Origin of the sequence: Microvirga flocculans ATCC BAA-817, from assembly GCF_000518665.1 — a bacterium.
Taxonomy (GTDB): Bacteria; Pseudomonadota; Alphaproteobacteria; order Rhizobiales; family Beijerinckiaceae; genus Microvirga; species Microvirga flocculans.
In genome coordinates, this window is sequence record NZ_JAEA01000008.1 from 19117 (window position 1) to 34160 (window position 15044).

At 62.4% G+C, this 15044-nt stretch carries 16 protein-coding genes and 1 tRNA gene; 14 read left to right on the plus strand and 3 right to left on the minus strand.

The window, feature by feature from the left end:
* The first annotated feature begins 19 nt into the window (after positions 1-19).
* Complete coding sequence (locus L879_RS0109845) at positions 20-1219, plus strand: calcium-binding protein (protein ID WP_161634653.1); 1200 nt, start codon at positions 20-22, stop codon at positions 1217-1219.
* A 215-nt stretch (positions 1220-1434) separates the two neighbouring features.
* Here L879_RS0109845 and L879_RS0109850 read toward each other — a convergent pair.
* Positions 1435-1524, minus strand: a tRNA-Ser gene (locus tag L879_RS0109850).
* Between the two features lie 609 nt (positions 1525-2133).
* Here L879_RS0109850 and L879_RS0109855 point away from each other — a divergent pair.
* The 13 genes from L879_RS0109855 to L879_RS0109915 all read left to right on the plus strand — a co-directional run bounded on the left by L879_RS0109855 (position 2134) and on the right by L879_RS0109915 (position 13712).
* Positions 2134-3081: a septal ring lytic transglycosylase RlpA family protein gene (locus L879_RS0109855; RefSeq protein ID WP_245265208.1), complete on the plus strand. Its 948-nt coding sequence runs from the start codon at positions 2134-2136 to the stop codon at positions 3079-3081.
* A 126-nt stretch (positions 3082-3207) separates the two neighbouring features.
* On the plus strand, positions 3208-4419 hold the full coding sequence (locus L879_RS0109860; RefSeq protein WP_438268117.1) for a D-alanyl-D-alanine carboxypeptidase family protein: 1212 nt from the start codon (positions 3208-3210) through the stop codon (positions 4417-4419).
* On the plus strand, positions 4419-5093 hold the full coding sequence (gene tmk / locus L879_RS21120) for a dTMP kinase (RefSeq protein ID WP_035459251.1): 675 nt from the start codon (positions 4419-4421) through the stop codon (positions 5091-5093). Before L879_RS0109860 ends, tmk begins: the two co-directional genes overlap by 1 nt.
* Positions 5083-6147, plus strand: a complete 1065-nt coding sequence (locus tag L879_RS0109870) for a DNA polymerase III subunit delta' (protein WP_027315969.1) — start codon at positions 5083-5085, stop codon at positions 6145-6147. The genes tmk and L879_RS0109870 overlap by 11 nt, the downstream gene beginning before the upstream one ends.
* A 60-nt stretch (positions 6148-6207) precedes the next feature.
* Positions 6208-7758 carry a methionine--tRNA ligase gene (gene metG / locus L879_RS0109875; RefSeq protein ID WP_027315970.1) on the plus strand — a complete coding sequence of 517 codons (1551 nt, stop codon included), beginning with the start codon at positions 6208-6210 and terminating at the stop codon, positions 7756-7758.
* Positions 7759-7805: 47 nt separating this feature from the next.
* A complete protein-coding gene (locus L879_RS0109880; RefSeq protein WP_027315971.1) occupies positions 7806-9137 on the plus strand; it encodes a family 1 glycosylhydrolase in 1332 nt (443 codons plus the stop codon).
* Positions 9138-9204: 67 nt separating this feature from the next.
* A complete protein-coding gene (locus tag L879_RS0109885) occupies positions 9205-10014 on the plus strand; it encodes a TatD family hydrolase (RefSeq protein ID WP_027315972.1) in 810 nt (269 codons plus the stop codon).
* Entirely contained in the window at positions 10011-10811 is an 801-nt protein-coding gene (locus L879_RS0109890) for an MBL fold metallo-hydrolase (protein ID WP_035459253.1), read from the plus strand. Before L879_RS0109885 ends, L879_RS0109890 begins: the two co-directional genes overlap by 4 nt.
* 2 nt (positions 10812-10813) lie before the next feature.
* Positions 10814-11431 (plus strand): DUF938 domain-containing protein, encoded by a 618-nt coding sequence (locus L879_RS0109895; protein ID WP_027315974.1) that lies wholly within the window; start codon positions 10814-10816, stop codon positions 11429-11431.
* Between the two features lie 82 nt (positions 11432-11513).
* A complete protein-coding gene (locus tag L879_RS0109900) occupies positions 11514-11855 on the plus strand; it encodes an ArsR/SmtB family transcription factor (RefSeq protein ID WP_027315975.1) in 342 nt (113 codons plus the stop codon).
* 17 nt (positions 11856-11872) lie between these two features.
* Positions 11873-12298: a YeeE/YedE family protein gene (locus L879_RS0109905; RefSeq protein ID WP_027315976.1), complete on the plus strand. Its 426-nt coding sequence runs from the start codon at positions 11873-11875 to the stop codon at positions 12296-12298.
* A gap of 3 nt (positions 12299-12301) precedes the next feature.
* Positions 12302-12757 carry a YeeE/YedE family protein gene (locus L879_RS0109910; protein WP_027315977.1) on the plus strand — a complete coding sequence of 152 codons (456 nt, stop codon included), beginning with the start codon at positions 12302-12304 and terminating at the stop codon, positions 12755-12757.
* Positions 12758-12797: 40 nt separating this feature from the next.
* Positions 12798-13712 carry an MBL fold metallo-hydrolase gene (locus tag L879_RS0109915; RefSeq protein WP_027315978.1) on the plus strand — a complete coding sequence of 305 codons (915 nt, stop codon included), beginning with the start codon at positions 12798-12800 and terminating at the stop codon, positions 13710-13712.
* An 8-nt stretch (positions 13713-13720) separates the two neighbouring features.
* Here the strand turns inward: L879_RS0109915 and L879_RS0109920 are convergent, their stop codons facing one another.
* Both L879_RS0109920 and L879_RS0109925 read right to left on the minus strand, forming a co-directional pair.
* Positions 13721-14161 carry a protein tyrosine phosphatase family protein gene (locus L879_RS0109920; RefSeq protein WP_027315979.1) on the minus strand — a complete coding sequence of 147 codons (441 nt, stop codon included), beginning with the start codon at positions 14159-14161 and terminating at the stop codon, positions 13721-13723.
* A gap of 94 nt (positions 14162-14255) precedes the next feature.
* Positions 14256-15038 (minus strand): sulfite exporter TauE/SafE family protein, encoded by a 783-nt coding sequence (locus tag L879_RS0109925; protein ID WP_027315980.1) that lies wholly within the window; start codon positions 15036-15038, stop codon positions 14256-14258.
* Positions 15039-15044: the final 6 nt, after the last annotated feature.

Consider the following 15044-nt stretch of genomic DNA (forward strand, 5'->3'; position numbering starts at 1 on the left):
CGCAGCCGCTGCGACAGTTATGGCCGGCGCCGACTCCATCAGGGGCTCGTCCAACGGCGACTATCTCGAAGGCTACGCCGGCAACGATACACTCAACGGCTCACGCGGCCAGGATACGATGGTCGGCGGCAGTGGCGACGATCTCTATTACGTCGATAACATGCAGGATCGTGTTATCGAATTTCACCGGTCTGGCCGCGATACGGTCGTAGCGAGCGTCGATTACATTCTTCCTGCCAGCATGGAGATCGAAGATCTCAGGGCTGCGTCGGGCACCAAGGAAGTATCTCTCACGGGAAACGGCGCCTCCAACCACATTATCGGCAACAGCGGCGCCAACACGCTTGCCGGAGGCGGAGGGCGCGACACGCTGGAGGGTGGAAGCGGAAGCGATGTCTATCTGGTCAACGACAGTCGAACGGTCATCGTCGAGGAGCACCGCAAGGGACGGGATACGGTCATGGCCCGCGTCGACTACGCGCTGACCGAAGGCAGTTCCATCGAGGATCTGTTGGCCGATGGAAACCGCAATATCGACCTGACCGGCAACAGCGAGGGCAACAGGATCACCGGTAACGATGCGGACAATGTCCTGCGGGGCGGCGGAGGTAACGACACGCTTTATGCGGGCGCCGGACGCGACGTTCTGCGCGGCGGCTCAGGAAAGGACGTCCTCTATGGAGGCAAGGGGCGCGATGTTCTCTACGGCGACGATGACAATGACATCCTCTATGCGGGCCCCGAGGGGAGCAGGATGTTCGGCGGCTTCGGCGACGATGTGCTGAACGGTTACTGGAATGACGATCTCCTGAACGGCGGCTATGGGAATGACAGGCTGAAGGGCCACACCGGAAACGACACGCTCTCGGGCGGTCCCGGAAACGATACGCTTGTGAGCGGCGAGGGCTATGACCGCTTCGTGTTCGATGCCCCGCTCAATTCACGCACGAATGTCGATACTCTCGAGGACTTCAACCCTTGGGCAGACCAGATCCGGCTCGATTCTTCCATCTTCAGCCGGCTCGGGAAAAAGGGGTTGCTCAGCGCCGACAAGTTCTGGATCGGCTCGAAAGCCCACGAGCAATCCGACAGGATCATCTACGACAAGGCCAAAGGTGCGTTGTACTACGATCCCGACGGAACCGGTTCCGTCCAGCAGGTCAAATTTGCGATCGTCGGCAAACTCGATCTCAGCGCGGCCGCCTTTCTCGTCATCTAGAATTTCTCGGTCCAGCGGATCGTGCTCGCACTTTCCCCAACTGACGCTCAACCTTCACGAGGGTTTCCGACCGGTCGCTAGAGGCTCGGTCTGATGCTGAGGAAGGGGCTCGAGAAGACCGATATCCGCTTTCCCGAGCCTATGCGGAAACCTTATGGCGTTCAAAACGCCCCAACCAACACTCGGATTTTCAGAGATCGGATTTTTGGGTGGGTTGGCGGAGAGGGTGGGATTCGAACCCACGGTGGGCTTGCACCCACGGCGGTTTTCAAGACCGCTGCCTTAAACCACTCGGCCACCTCTCCGGATACGCCCACTCGTAGTCTGGACTTCGCCCTTCTGCAAGGCCTCGCCCCTTTGGGTCATCAGTTCGCAACCCCGGGCGCTTCAAGCTTGGACGTCAGGCAGAAAAGGCCAGGAGACTCGTGTCCCGCAAGAAGGCACTTCGTTAACCACGGCATCGCGCGAAGGGAAAATGTCGCGCTTAAACCGGCATTGCCTGCGCCATATCTTGCGCGGCGGAATGTGCATTTGTCGTAAGGCTTTGAAATAATTATCGCATTTCCAGTTTCATGAAGGTTTTGGAGCGCTATGAAATTTCTGCTCGGGGTTTCTGCACATAGCGTCATTCCCGAATTTGCTTCACTTGGAGCCGTAGATTTCGGACTTATGTCTCTGATAAATTGAATCTTTTTGTGTTTTGAAATAATATTTCTTAATTTTCACCTTGGCCATTGACAAGCGGGGCCATTTAACTTTCCTTTAAGGACCCGAAAAACACTTTGGCTTGATGTTCGGCTGGAATGCGAGCCATGCGCCGTGCAAATCAGAGGATCCGAGACGACATGCTTTGTGATCGTGCTCAAGCGAAAACCGGACTGAAGGGAAGCTTTTCTCCCTTTCATCAACGGACTTTGCTCCGCATTGCAGGCGTGACCGTCATCGCGCTGACGGCGGCCAACTGCTCCTCGAATGTCAGAGGGGGAATTGACCCCAAATATGGTGTAGCGCCCAGCCCCAAAGTGGTTGCGGACGGTCAGCCGGTTCCGAAGGGCGGCGGTCGCAACATGGTCGGAAAGCCGTACACGGTCGCCGGTCGTACCTATGTTCCCAATGAGGCGCCGCGGCCGTCCGAAGGGCTGGCCTCCTGGTACGGCGTCAACTTCCATGGCCGGATGACCGCCAATGGCGAGGTGTTCGATCGCGATTCGATTGCCGCCGCTCACACGACCATGCCGCTGCCGAGCTATGCTCGCGTCACGAATCTGCAGAATGGTCATTCCATGATCGTTCGGGTGAACGATCGCGGCCCCTTCCATGGCAACCGCGTGATCGACGTTTCCGAGCGTGCGGCCGATGCCCTGGGCTTCAGGCGTCAGGGCACGGCCCGCGTCCGCGTCGAATATGTCGGGCGCGCCTCTACCAATGGCAGCGACGACCGCATCCTTCTGGCGAGCCTGAGGACGGACGGGCAGCCCGCGTCCCTGACCAACCCGGCCCCGACCATGATCGCTCAGGCTGCCCCTCAGCCGAACGCCCCGCGTCAGGCCATCGCCTTGCGCAGCTATGAGCCCGATAGCGAGGCTTATCCGACGCCCGCCCGCGCAAGCCAACCTTCCACCGGCGCTGGCGTCCTTGCCGGCAATGTGCCGCTCCCGCCCGAGCGTCCCTTCGACCTTGGGACAATTCCGAGCGCGGGTAGCCCCGTGGCACGGATGAGTTCGGTGTCGCCCGTGTTCGGCCAGGCGGCGCGCCCTGTTATGGCCAGTCTCTATGAGGCTCCGGCGAGCACCTCTCAGTCCGGCTTCCAGAAGACCAGCGCCTACGCGGCTCCCGCACCCTCGAAGTTCGTGGTTCGGTAAGCCTGCGGTCTCTGTTCGATTACTCAAGCCCAGCCATGCGCACAGCCTAACGTGGCTGAGCGTTGATTTGCGATTGACGCGCCACAGATTCGGGGTCTCCTAGGGGAAGAGCCTGAGGACATGACGATGCGTCAATTTCAGATCGCCCGGTTCGCGGCGGTAATCGGTCTTGCATGGGGCGGTCTTGCACTGGCTTCGGTCGGAGCCCAGGGCGTCCAGGCACAGGGCTTTCAGACGACAGCTCCCACGGCCATCCTCATCGATGCCGAGAGTCATGCGGTTCTTTTCGAAAAGAACGCCGATGAGCTGACGGCCCCTGCGAGCATGGCCAAAGTCATGACGGCCGAGATCGTTTTCAACGAGATCAAAAGCGGTCGCCTGAGCTTCGACAGCGAATTCATGATCTCCGAGAACGCCTGGCGAAAGGGCGGGGCCGGCTCCGGCGGCTCGTCCATGTTTGCCAAGGTGCATACCCCGGTCCGTCTGGAAGATCTCCTTCGGGGGTTGATTGTCCAATCGGGCAACGATGCGGCGATCGCCATTGCAGAGGGCATTGCAGGAACCGAGGACAATTTCGCCCGCATGATGAACGAGAGGGCGAAGCAGATCGGCCTCGCCAAGTCCACGTTCCGTAACGCGACCGGCTATGGGCATCCGGAGCAGAAGGTGACCGTGCGCGACCTGGCGAAGCTCGCCATTCACATCATCGAGACCTATCCCGACCTGTACAAGATCTTCGGGGAGAGGGAATTCACCTGGAACAAGATCCGCCAGCAGAACCGCAACCCCTTGCTGGCCATGGAGATCGGCGCCGATGGCCTGAAAACCGGTAATATCGAAGAGGCCGGCTATGGCCTGATCGGGTCCGCGGTCCAGAACGACCAGCGCCTGGTCGTCGTCGTGAATGGCCTCAAGACCGCCAAGGACCGGGCCGCCGAAGCCCGGAAGCTGCTGGATTGGGGCTTCAGGGCCTTCGAGAGCCAGCAACTCTTCGCAGCCGGTCAGGTTGTTGGTGAAGCACAGGTTTTCGGCGGGAACATGCGGTCGCTGCCGCTTGTATCCAAGAGGCCTGTTCGTGTACTTGTGCCTCGTGGAGAAGGCGAGCGGGTTACGGCTCGCATTGTCTACGCCGGCCCGCTCAAGGCTCCGATCCAGAAAGGAGCCGAGGTGGCCCGGCTCCAGGTTTATCGTGCGGATATGCAGGCCCTTGAGATGCCGCTTTATGCCAATGAAGATGTCCAGAAGGGCACGCTGAGCCAGCGGGCTTTGGACGGCTTCGTGGAATTCAGCACGGGCTGGGTCCGCCGCGCCTTCACGAGTCTTGTCGAAAGAATTTAATGGCGGGTTGTTTCATCACCTTCGAAGGCGGGGAGGGAGCGGGTAAGTCGACCCAGATCGGGAGGCTCAAGAATCGTTTGATCCAGCTCGACCAGCCCGTTCTCGTGACGCGAGAGCCGGGCGGCTCGCCCTACGCAGAGGAAATTCGCGCCTTCATCCTGGGGGGGCGCGCCAAGCATCTCGGGCCGTTTGCCGAGGCTCTGCTCTTCGCGGCAGCCCGGATCGACCATCTGGACACGACCATCGTTCCGGCGCTCGAAAGCGGGACTCATGTTCTCTGCGACCGCTTCGCGGATTCGACGAGGGCCTATCAGGGATCTGTCGGGAACATCGACACGACGCTGATCGACCAGCTCGAGAAAGTGACCCTGCGCGGCGTGAAGCCGGACCTTACCTTCATTCTCGATCTCCCGGCCGAGGTGGGCATTGCCCGGGCCGGAGCCCGTCAGGCCGGGAAGGGCGAGGGGGCCGACAGGTTCGAGGAGGAGGACATCACCTTCCATCAGTCCCTGCGCCAAGCTTATCTTGCCATCGCCCGGGCCGAGCCCAAACGATGCGTCGTCATCGATGCGGATCGGGAGCCTGACGCGGTGGAGACCGCGATCTGGGCCGCCGTGCGCGATCGCCTTCCCCAGATCGCCCAGGACGCCATGAGGCCCCTCGATGTCGCGTGACGATCAGGGCATGGCGGAGCCGGACCAGTTCGAGGGCGCCCCCCATCCCCGGGAGCAGTTTGCCTTTTTCGGCCATTCGGAGGGCGAGGAGGCTTTCCTCGAAGGACTGCGCAGCGGCCGCCTTCATCACGCCTGGCTGTTAGGCGGCCCTCAGGGCATCGGCAAGTCGACCCTTGCCTATCGCGTGGCCCGCACCGTGCTCGATCCGCACAAGGGAAGCGACAGGGCTCTGAGCAGCCTCGGCGTGCCGGCCGATTCACAGGTGGCCCGGCAGGTCGCGGCGCTTTCGCATCCCAATCTCGCGGTCTTGAGAAGGGCTCCTGCCACGGAGAAGAAGGCGGCTTCCACGACGATCCCCGTGGAGGCTGTCCGGCGGGCGCTGGGGATGTTCGGTTCGACCGCCGCCGATGGCGGATACCGGGTCTGCATCGTCGACAGCGCCGAGGACCTGACCGTATCGAGCGCCAACGCGCTGCTCAAGGTCATCGAGGAGCCGCCGCCACGCTCCCTCTTCCTCATCGTCAGTCATGCTCCCCAGAGGGTCCTTCCAACCATCCGCTCGCGCTGCCGCCGCCTGCTGCTGCGCCCCCTGGACGACAGCAGCATCAAGGCGGCCATCCGCTCGCTCGGCTCTCCCTGGTCCGAAATCCCTGACGAGGTGGTGGATCAGGCTCTTCGCTATGGAGAGGGCTCGGTGCGGCGCACCCTCGAATTGCTCGATGAAGAGAAGGTGGCCTTCATCGAACAGGTGACGAAGCTTCTCGACGCCCTGCCTCGCAGCGATACGAAGCAGGTCTTCGCCCTGGCCGAGGCCCTTTCCAAGCGGGATGCCGACGACAGTTATGAGCTGACCCTGGAAACCGTTCAGCGCTGGGTGTCCGAGCGGCTCCACGAGCGGGCGGGCCTCGGGGCCTCCCGCCTTGCGCCTTTGGTGGAGGTATGTGAGAAGATCGGCCGCGCGGCGCGCGAGATCGACGTGTTCAACCTCGACCGCCGGCCGTTCATCCTCACGATGTTCGACGATCTCGCCGACGCGGTTCGGCGAGCGGCCTGAAGCCTCCGCCGTCCATCGGATTCGAAGGGTATTGGTTTTTCAGGGTTTTAGGGATTCGACATGGCCGAGAAACAGAAATTCTACATCACCACGGCTATCTCGTACCCGAATGGGGCGCCCCATATCGGTCATGCCTACGAGGTCGTCGCCTCCGATGCGATCGCGCGTTTCAAGCGCATCGACGGCTATGACGTGTTCTTCATGACCGGCACGGACGAGCACGGCCTCAAGATCCAGCAGACGGCTGACAGAAGCGGCACGACGCCGAAGGTCTTCGTCGACGAGATGGCCGCCAAGTTCAAGGCCATGGCCGACCGGCTCGATTGCTCCTACGACCGGTTCATCCGCACCACGGATTCCGATCACCTGCCCTCGACCCAGGAACTCTGGCGCCGGATGCAGGAGAGGGGGGACATCTATCTCTCCAAGTATTCCGGCTGGTACTCGGTCCGGGACGAGGCCTATTACGACGAGAGCGAGCTGACGAAACAGCCGGACGGCAGCTTTCGCGCGCCCACCGGAACCCCGGTCGAATGGATCGAGGAGGAGAGTTACTTCTTCCGCCTTTCAGCCTACCAGGACCGCCTGCTCGCCCATTACGCGGCCCACCCGGACTTCATCAGCCCGGAAACCCGGCGGAACGAGATCGTCAGCTTCGTCCGGTCCGGCCTGCAGGACCTCTCGATCAGCCGCACGACCTTCAACTGGGGCCTGCCGGTGCCCGGCGATCCGAAGCACGTCATGTATGTGTGGATCGACGCGCTCAACAACTACCTGACCGGCTGCGGCTTCCCGGATGAGAACAATCCGCGCTGGCCCTACTGGCCGGCGGACGTCCATATCATCGGCAAGGACATCGTGCGCTTCCACACGGTCTACTGGCCGGCCTTCCTCATGTCGGCGGAGCTGCCGCTGCCCAAGCGCGTCTTCGGCCATGGCTTCCTGCTCAACAGGGGCGAGAAGATGTCGAAGTCGGTCGGAAACGTGGTCGATCCGTTCGACCTGGCTGACACCTATGGCGTCGATCAGATCCGCTACTTCTTCATGCGCGAAGTGCCCTTCGGCCAGGATGGCAATTACTCCCACGAGGCCATCGTCAACCGCATCAATGCGGATCTCGCGAACGATCTCGGCAACCTGGCGCAGCGGTCCCTGTCCATGATCGCCAAGAACTGCGACTCTTCGGTGCCGCAGCCGGGTGCGTTCACCCAGGCCGACCAGGACATTCTCTGGCTCGCAGACGCCTTGCCCGCGAAGGCGAGGGCGGCCATGAAGGACTTCGCCATTCACACCGCGCTTGCCGAAATCTGGGCCGTGGTCGCCGAGGCCAACCGCTACTTCGCATCCCAGGAGCCCTGGGTGCTGCGCAAGAGCGATCCGGCCCGCATGAACACCGTGCTTTATGTCACGGCCGAGGTTCTGCGCGCGGTCGGCATCCTGGCCCAGCCCTTCGTGCCGACGGCCGCGGCCAAGCTGCTGGATCTGCTGGCGGTTGCGCCGGAGGGCAGGGTGCTTGCGGCGGTCGGACCGGAGCATCGGCTCTCCGCAGGCATGGCCCTTCCGCAACCGGCGCCGATTTTCCCGCGTTATGTCGAGGCGGAGGTGTCCTGACGCGTCCGCTTTGATCGGCCCCTCTGGGCCCTCGGCGGAAGCGTTCAATGTACACCACCTTTATGTTCGCGACTGGGATCGAGAACAGCATTCCGACCATCAACAATGGCCGCACGCGCATCGATCAGATGGAGAAATGCGGCCATTACAGGCTCTGGCAAACCGATTTCGATCTCCTGAAGGAACTCGACATCCAGGTCCTGAGATACGGGCCGCCGCTCCATAGGACCTTCATAGGGCCGGGGCGTTATGACTGGTCCTTTGCCGACATGACCTTCGGCGATCTCGCTCGCCGCGACATCATTCCCATCGTGGACTTATGTCATTTTGGAGTCCCGGACTGGATCGGGAACTTCCAAAATCCCGATTTTCCCGAGCTTTTCGCCGTTTACGCCGAGGCCTTTGCGCGCCGTTTTCCCTGGGTGCAACTCTATACGCCGATCAATGAGATGTTTGTCTGCGCCCAGTTCTCGGCGGCTTATGGCTGGTGGAACGAGCAGCTGCGCAGCGATACGGCCTTCGTGACGGCGCTCAAGCACATCGTGAAAGCCAATGTTCTCGCCATGGAGCGGATCCTGAAGGTCCGCCCGGACGCCCTGTTCATCCAGAGCGAGTCGTCGGAATATTTTCACGCGGAAAATCCGGCCGCCATCAAGCCGGCCGAAATCATGAATGCGCGGCGCTTCCTGTCTCTCGATCTCAATTACGGCCGCCGCGTCGATTCGGAGATGTATGAGTTCCTGATGGACCACGGCATGACGCGGGACGAATATCACTTCTTCCTGAACCGCTCATCCCTGCGCCATCACTGCATCATGGGAAACGATTACTACGTCACCAATGAGCACCGAGTGCAGGCGAACGGCATGACGAAAGCGGCTGGGGACGTCTTTGGCTACGATGAGATCACCCGGCAATATTACGACCGCTACCGTCTGCCGGTCATGCATACCGAGACGAACTTCATGGAAGGGCCTACGGGCGAGGAAGCCGTCGACTGGCTCTGGAAGCAATGGGCGAATGTCCTTCGGGTGCGCAATACAGGGGTGTCGGTCGTGGGGTTCACCTGGTACTCCCTCACGGATCAAATGGATTGGGACGTGGCTTTGCGGCAGGAGAATAATCGGCCCACGCCCGTGGGGCTTTACGATCTCGACCGCAACATTCGTCCGGTCGGACGCTGCTACAAGCAACTGATCGACGCTTGGTGCGATGTCCTCCCGGCCCAAAGCGTATGCCTGACGGTCCCGGTCGTCCGGCCGCAAGACCATAATGAAGCCCCCGTTCTGCGGCACCAGGAGCGTCTCCGCCACATGCGGAGCAAAGAGGCCAAGGAGGACGAGGAGCCCGTGGCAACGACACAGGAAGCCCGCCGGTAGACGAAGACTTTGATCCGCTCTATGGAACCAGACCTGCTTGCCGCCTCGGAGGAGGGTGCTTCCACCCATGCTGGTCGATAGCCATTGCCACCTGGACTTTCCGGACTTTCAGAGCCGCCTCTCGGAGGTTCTGACCTCGGCCGCAGAAGCCGGCGTCGGCCGTATGGTGACCATCTCGACCCATGTGGCGCGCTTCGAGACCTATCGCGCCCTCGCCGAGGCTCACGAGAGCGTTTTCTTCACGGTCGGCACACATCCCCACAATGCGGCGCTCGAGCCCGATGTCCCGGCGGAGCGCCTCATCGAACTTTCGCGCCACCCGCGCTGCATCGCGATCGGCGAGGCCGGTCTCGACTATCACTACGACAAAAGCCCCCGGGACGTGCAGCAGCGGGTCTTCCGCACCCATATCGCGGCAGCGCGCGAGACGGGCCTCCCTCTGGTCATCCACGCAAGGAATGCGGACGAAGACATGATCGGAATCCTGTCAGAGGAGATGGGGCGAGGGCGCTTCGACGCGGTTCTCCACTGTTTCTCGTCCGGTGAAAGGCTCGCCCAGGTCGGTGTCGATCTAGGGCTCTACGTGTCTTTCTCCGGCATCCTGACTTTCCGGAACTCCGATGAAATCCGCCGGATCGCATCGGCCGTTCCCCACGAGCGCCTCCTGGTCGAAACGGATGCGCCCTACCTCGCTCCGGTTCCGCATCGCGGCAAGACCAACGAGCCCGCCTTCGTCGCTCATACGGCCCATGTGCTCGGCGACGTCATCGGCATGTCCGATGAAGCGGTTGCCAAGCTCACCACGGCCAATTTCTACCGTCTCTTCGCCAAGGCCGCGGTTGCTGACGCCAATCGGGGGCAGGCGCTCGCATCATGACGCTGCGACTGACCATCCTGGGCTGCGGATCCTCGGCCGGCGTGCCCCGCGTGGGCGTCGGTTGGGGTGCGTGCGATCCGAGCAATCCCAAGAATCGCCGCAGGCGCTGCTCCGTCTTGGTGGAGCGCATCGCTCCGAACGGCACCGTCACAACCGTGCTGGTCGATACGGGACCTGATGTCCGCGACCAGCTCCTCGGGGTCAATATCCGCCGCCTGGATGCGGTGCTTTACACGCACGAGCATGCCGATCACATCCATGGCATCGACGATCTGCGCCCTCTTGCCATCGCTCAGCATCAGCGCATCCCCGTCTATGCCGACCGGATGACCGCCGAGCTGCTCCAGATGCGCTTCGGCTATTGCTTCGAGACGCCCGCCGGAAGCAGCTACCCCCCGATCCTCAAGATGCATCATCTCCAGATCGGTACGACAACCTCTGTTTCCGGACCGGGCGGCTCCATCGAGGCCTTGCCGTTCAGGATGATCCACGGCGACATCGAGGCCCTTGGGTTCCGGTTCGGCTCCATGGCCTATGCGCCGGATGTCAGCCATATGCCCGAGGAGAGCCTGCCCTATCTGGAAGGCCTTGACGTCCTCGTCATCGATGCCCTGCGCTACACGCCGCACCCGACCCATTTTTCGGTCTCGGACGCCCTGAACCTGATCGACAGGGTCAAACCGAAGCGGGCGATTCTGACGAACCTGCACACGGATCTCGATTATGAGACCTTGCGCAGCGAGCTGCCGCCGCATGTTGAGCCGGCTTATGACGGGTTGCGGATCGAGACGAACTGACGATGACGAACACCCGGCAGACCAGCGAAGCCCTGACGGCGCCCTCGGTGAGCCGCAACCGGGATCCGATCCTTGCCGTCCTGCGCCGTGCCTTGCCGCCGAGCGGGACCGTTCTGGAAGTCGCCAGCGGTACGGGCGAGCACGCCATCCATTTCGCATCAGCCCTTCCGCATCTGGCGTGGCAGCCGACGGATCGTGACGAGCAGGCCTTGAGAAGCATCGCGGCCCATCGCGCTGCCGCCGGGCTTCCCAATCTTCTCGCGCCGCTTGCTCTCGACGCCTCCGCCGCGGAGTGGCCGATCAAGCGCGCCGACGCGATCGTCGCCATCAATATGGTCCACATCTCCCCCTGGAGAGCAACCGAGGGGTTGATGGCCGGGGCAGGGCAGATGCTTCCAATCGGGGGAGTGCTCTATCTCTACGGTGCCTACAAGGAAAGCGGGGTTCATACCGCTCCGAGCAACGAAGCCTTCGATCTGGATCTCAAGCAACGAAACCCGGAATGGGGCATCCGCGACCTCGAAGCGGTCGCAGGCCTCGCCAGGGACCATGGACTGGAGCTCATCGAGCGCATTCCGATGCCCGCCAACAATCTCAGCCTGGTGTTCAGACGGGCCTGATTGGGCGTTTGCGGCAGAAAACCCTTGCCTATAAATTAGAAATCACTAAATTAGGCAAAGTTGATATCTAAATGGCAGGCCTATGCCCAAGCTCGACCTAGACCTTGAGAGTTTTGAGATTCAGGCCACGGAAGTGGCCGATATCCTGCGCGCCCTCGCCAACGAGCGGCGGCTGATGATCCTGTGCAAGCTGGTGGAATGGGGGGAGGCCAACGTGACCTCCCTTTCGGAAGCCGTTGGGCTGTCGCAATCGGCCTTGTCCCAGCACCTGGCCAAGATGCGCGACGAGGGCATCGTGACCTTCCGCCGCGAGAGCCAGACGCTCTGGTATCGGATCGCCGACCCGCGCATCGAGCAGCTCTTCGCCACGCTCTACGGCCTGTTCTGCCGGCAACCGAAGGCCGACGAACAATCCGCCGGATAGCAGAGGAGGCTGCCGGTATGGAGCACTTCACCCCCGTTTCCGCCCTTGTCGGCGGTCTGATGATCGGCGCATCCGCGGCTCTTCTCCTGCTGCTGACCGGCCGCATCGCAGGCATCAGCGGAATCCTGGGCGGGTTGGTTCCGCCCACTCGCAACGAGGCCGCTTGGCGTCTGGCTTTTCTGGTCGGGATGCTGATCGCGCCTCTGGCCTATGCCGCATTGGGTGGCGCCTTGCCGAGCATTTCCATCGATGCATCCCTGCCTGTTCTGATCGTGGCCGGATTGCTGGTAGGATACGGCACCCGGCTCGGGGCCGGCTGCACGAGCGGTCACGGCGTCTGCGGCATCGGCCGGCTTTCGCCGCGTTCCATCGCCGCGACGCTGGTGTTCATGGCGACCGCCATCGTCACGGTTTTCGTCACCCGTCATGTCATCGGGATGTAAGCCATGCCCATGATCCTCGCCGCTTTCGCATCCGGCCTTCTCTTCGGTCTCGGCCTGATCGTCTCGCAGATGGTCGACCCGGCCAAGGTTCTCGCGTTCCTCGACATCTTCGGAAACTGGGATCCGAGCCTCGCTTTCGTCATGGGCGGTGCCGTCGTGGTGTCGTCGCTCGGCTATGGCGTCGCCAAAAGACGCGGCGTGCCGGTTCTTGCACCCTGCCTGGAGATACCGAGCCGCCGCGACATCGATCCGCGCCTCGTCGCCGGCGCTGCATTGTTCGGCATCGGCTGGGGCCTCGTCGGCTTCTGCCCCGGACCGGCCCTGACGGCGCTGACCTTCGGCCCATGGCAAGTTCCGGTCTTCGTGGCCGCAATGATTGCCGGCATGGCGCTCTTCCGCATCGCGCCTGCAAAGGTGCAGGTTTCCTTGCGCAGAACCGCTCCCGACCTGGACGGCTGAGTTCCAGGCAGCCTCCGTCCATCCTCGAAGAGGAAACCCCATGCTGACCGAGATCGCATCCTCCCTGCAGCCCGGCCGCCCCATAGTGAAGGGGTTCTATGAAAAGCGCACCGGAAGTATCCAGTACATCGTCACGGATCCCGATACAAAGGCATGCGCGATCATCGACCCGGTCCTCGACTTCGACCCCAAGTCAGGTGCGACGGCGACGACCTCGGCTGACGAGCTTCTCGCCTCTATCGAGGGTGAGGGCGCGACACTCGCGTGGATCCTCGACACGCATCCCCATGCCGACCATTTCTCGGCCGCCGGGTACCTGAAGGACAGGACCGGCGCGCCGACCGCCATCGGCGAAAAAGTGGTGGAGGTGCAAAAGCTCTGGAAGGCGATCTACAACCTGCCGGACAGTTTTCCGACAGACGGCTCGCAATGGGACCGGCTTTTCGCAGACGGCGAGCGTTTCAAGATCGGCAATCTGGATGCATCCGTCATGTTCACGCCAGGCCACACGCTGGCCTCCATAGCGTACCTGGTCGGTGATGCCGCTTTCATCCACGATACGATTTTCATGCCCGACAGCGGCACCGCGCGCGCCGATTTTCCAGGTGGCTCGGCAAGGGCGCTGTGGAAGAGCATCCAGCGCATCATGGCGCTGCCGGACGAAACGCGCCTGTTCACCGGTCATGATTATCGGCCGGGCGGCCGCGAGGCGCAGTGGGAAAGCACAGTGGCGCAGCAGCGGCGTGAGAACGAGCATCTCTTTCAGGCGAGGACCGAGGACGCATTCGTCGCCCTGCGCGAGGCACGCGATCGCGAGCTGCCCATGCCCCAGCTCATCCTGAACGCTCTGCAGGTGAACATCCGTGGCGGCCGCCTGCCGGAGCCGGAGAGCAACGGCAGACGCTATCTCAAGATTCCCCTCGATGCGCTGCCCGGCGCGCCCTGGGGCGTTTAAGCGCTTTGTTACTTGGCGGACGATTTTCTTGCCGCAGCGGCTTCAAGCTGAGGCCGCAGCGCGTCGAGGTTGTAGCCTGCATCCGAGGCCGCTTGCAGGATCTCGCTGGTCGAGAGCCGGTCGGCGGCTGAAAGCGCCCAAAGAGTGGTCGAGCGCGTACCGGTCCGGCAGAAGGCGAGGGCGGGTTTCTTCGACTCCGTAACAACCTGCCTGAAAGCCTCGACCTGATCGTTCGACAGCTGGCCCGGGACCACGGGGATGTGCTTATAGGTCAGCCCCAAGCGCATCGCCGCAGCGGCAAGCGCCTCGCCGCGCGGCTGATCGGGAGCCTCGCCGTCGGGACGGTTATTGATGATTGTTTTGAAGCCCGCCGCGGCCGCCTCCTCAAGATCCTTCTCGGTTATCTGCGGAGCGACCGAGAGATTGGGCGATAGCCTCACAGCTTTCATGGCAAGTCTCCTTCTTGGCATGCGAGTATGACTGGAACGAAGCCTTCTGTGTAGCGGTATCGACAGGCCGATTAATCTGGCCTGTCGATCGAACTCAGAGCAGGTTGAGGCTGCGCACCAGCATGTAGATGGCGACCACGAAGATCAGGGCGGCGAACACGGTGTTGAGCCCCCCTTTCTTGTCGGCGAGTGCCTTGGCCGCCCGCGCGCCGAGCAATCCGCCCAGCACGCCGCCGCCGATGAACAGGCCCGCGAGCGTCCAGTCGACCAATCCGGAAAGGGCATAGCTCGAGGCTGTGGTCAGGCCGAAAGCGGTCACCCCGACAAGAGAGGAGCCAACGGCATAGAGGATCGGCATCCCGGTCGCCAGGATCAGGCCCGGCACGATCAGGAACCCGCCGCCGATGCCGAAGAAGCCGGAGAGGGCGCCTGTGGCCAGTCCGATGCCCGCCAGCTTTGGGAAGTTCTCCCGGCTGAGCCTGACGGCCGCTTCGCCGCCGCCCGAGCGCTTGCGCAGCATGAGGGCGCCGACCACCATCATCAACACAGCGAAAAGGGCCAATAGTTTCTGGCCGTCCACCATCTTGCCGAGCGTCGAGCCTCCGAGGGCGCCGATCACACCCGCCACGGAAAAGACGAGCGCACAGCGCCATTTCACATTGCCGATGCGGGCATGATTGGCGAGATTGGTGGCGGCATTGGCCGCCACCGCGATGGCGCTCGTGCCGATGGCGACGTGAGGGTTGCTCACGCCGACCAGATACACGAGCAGCGGAACCGCCAGGATCGAGCCGCCCCCGCCCACAAGGCCGAGCGTGAAGCCGACAAGCGACCCCGAGGCCAGTCCGAGAACGCTCTGGGTGAAGGACAGCATCATCATGGC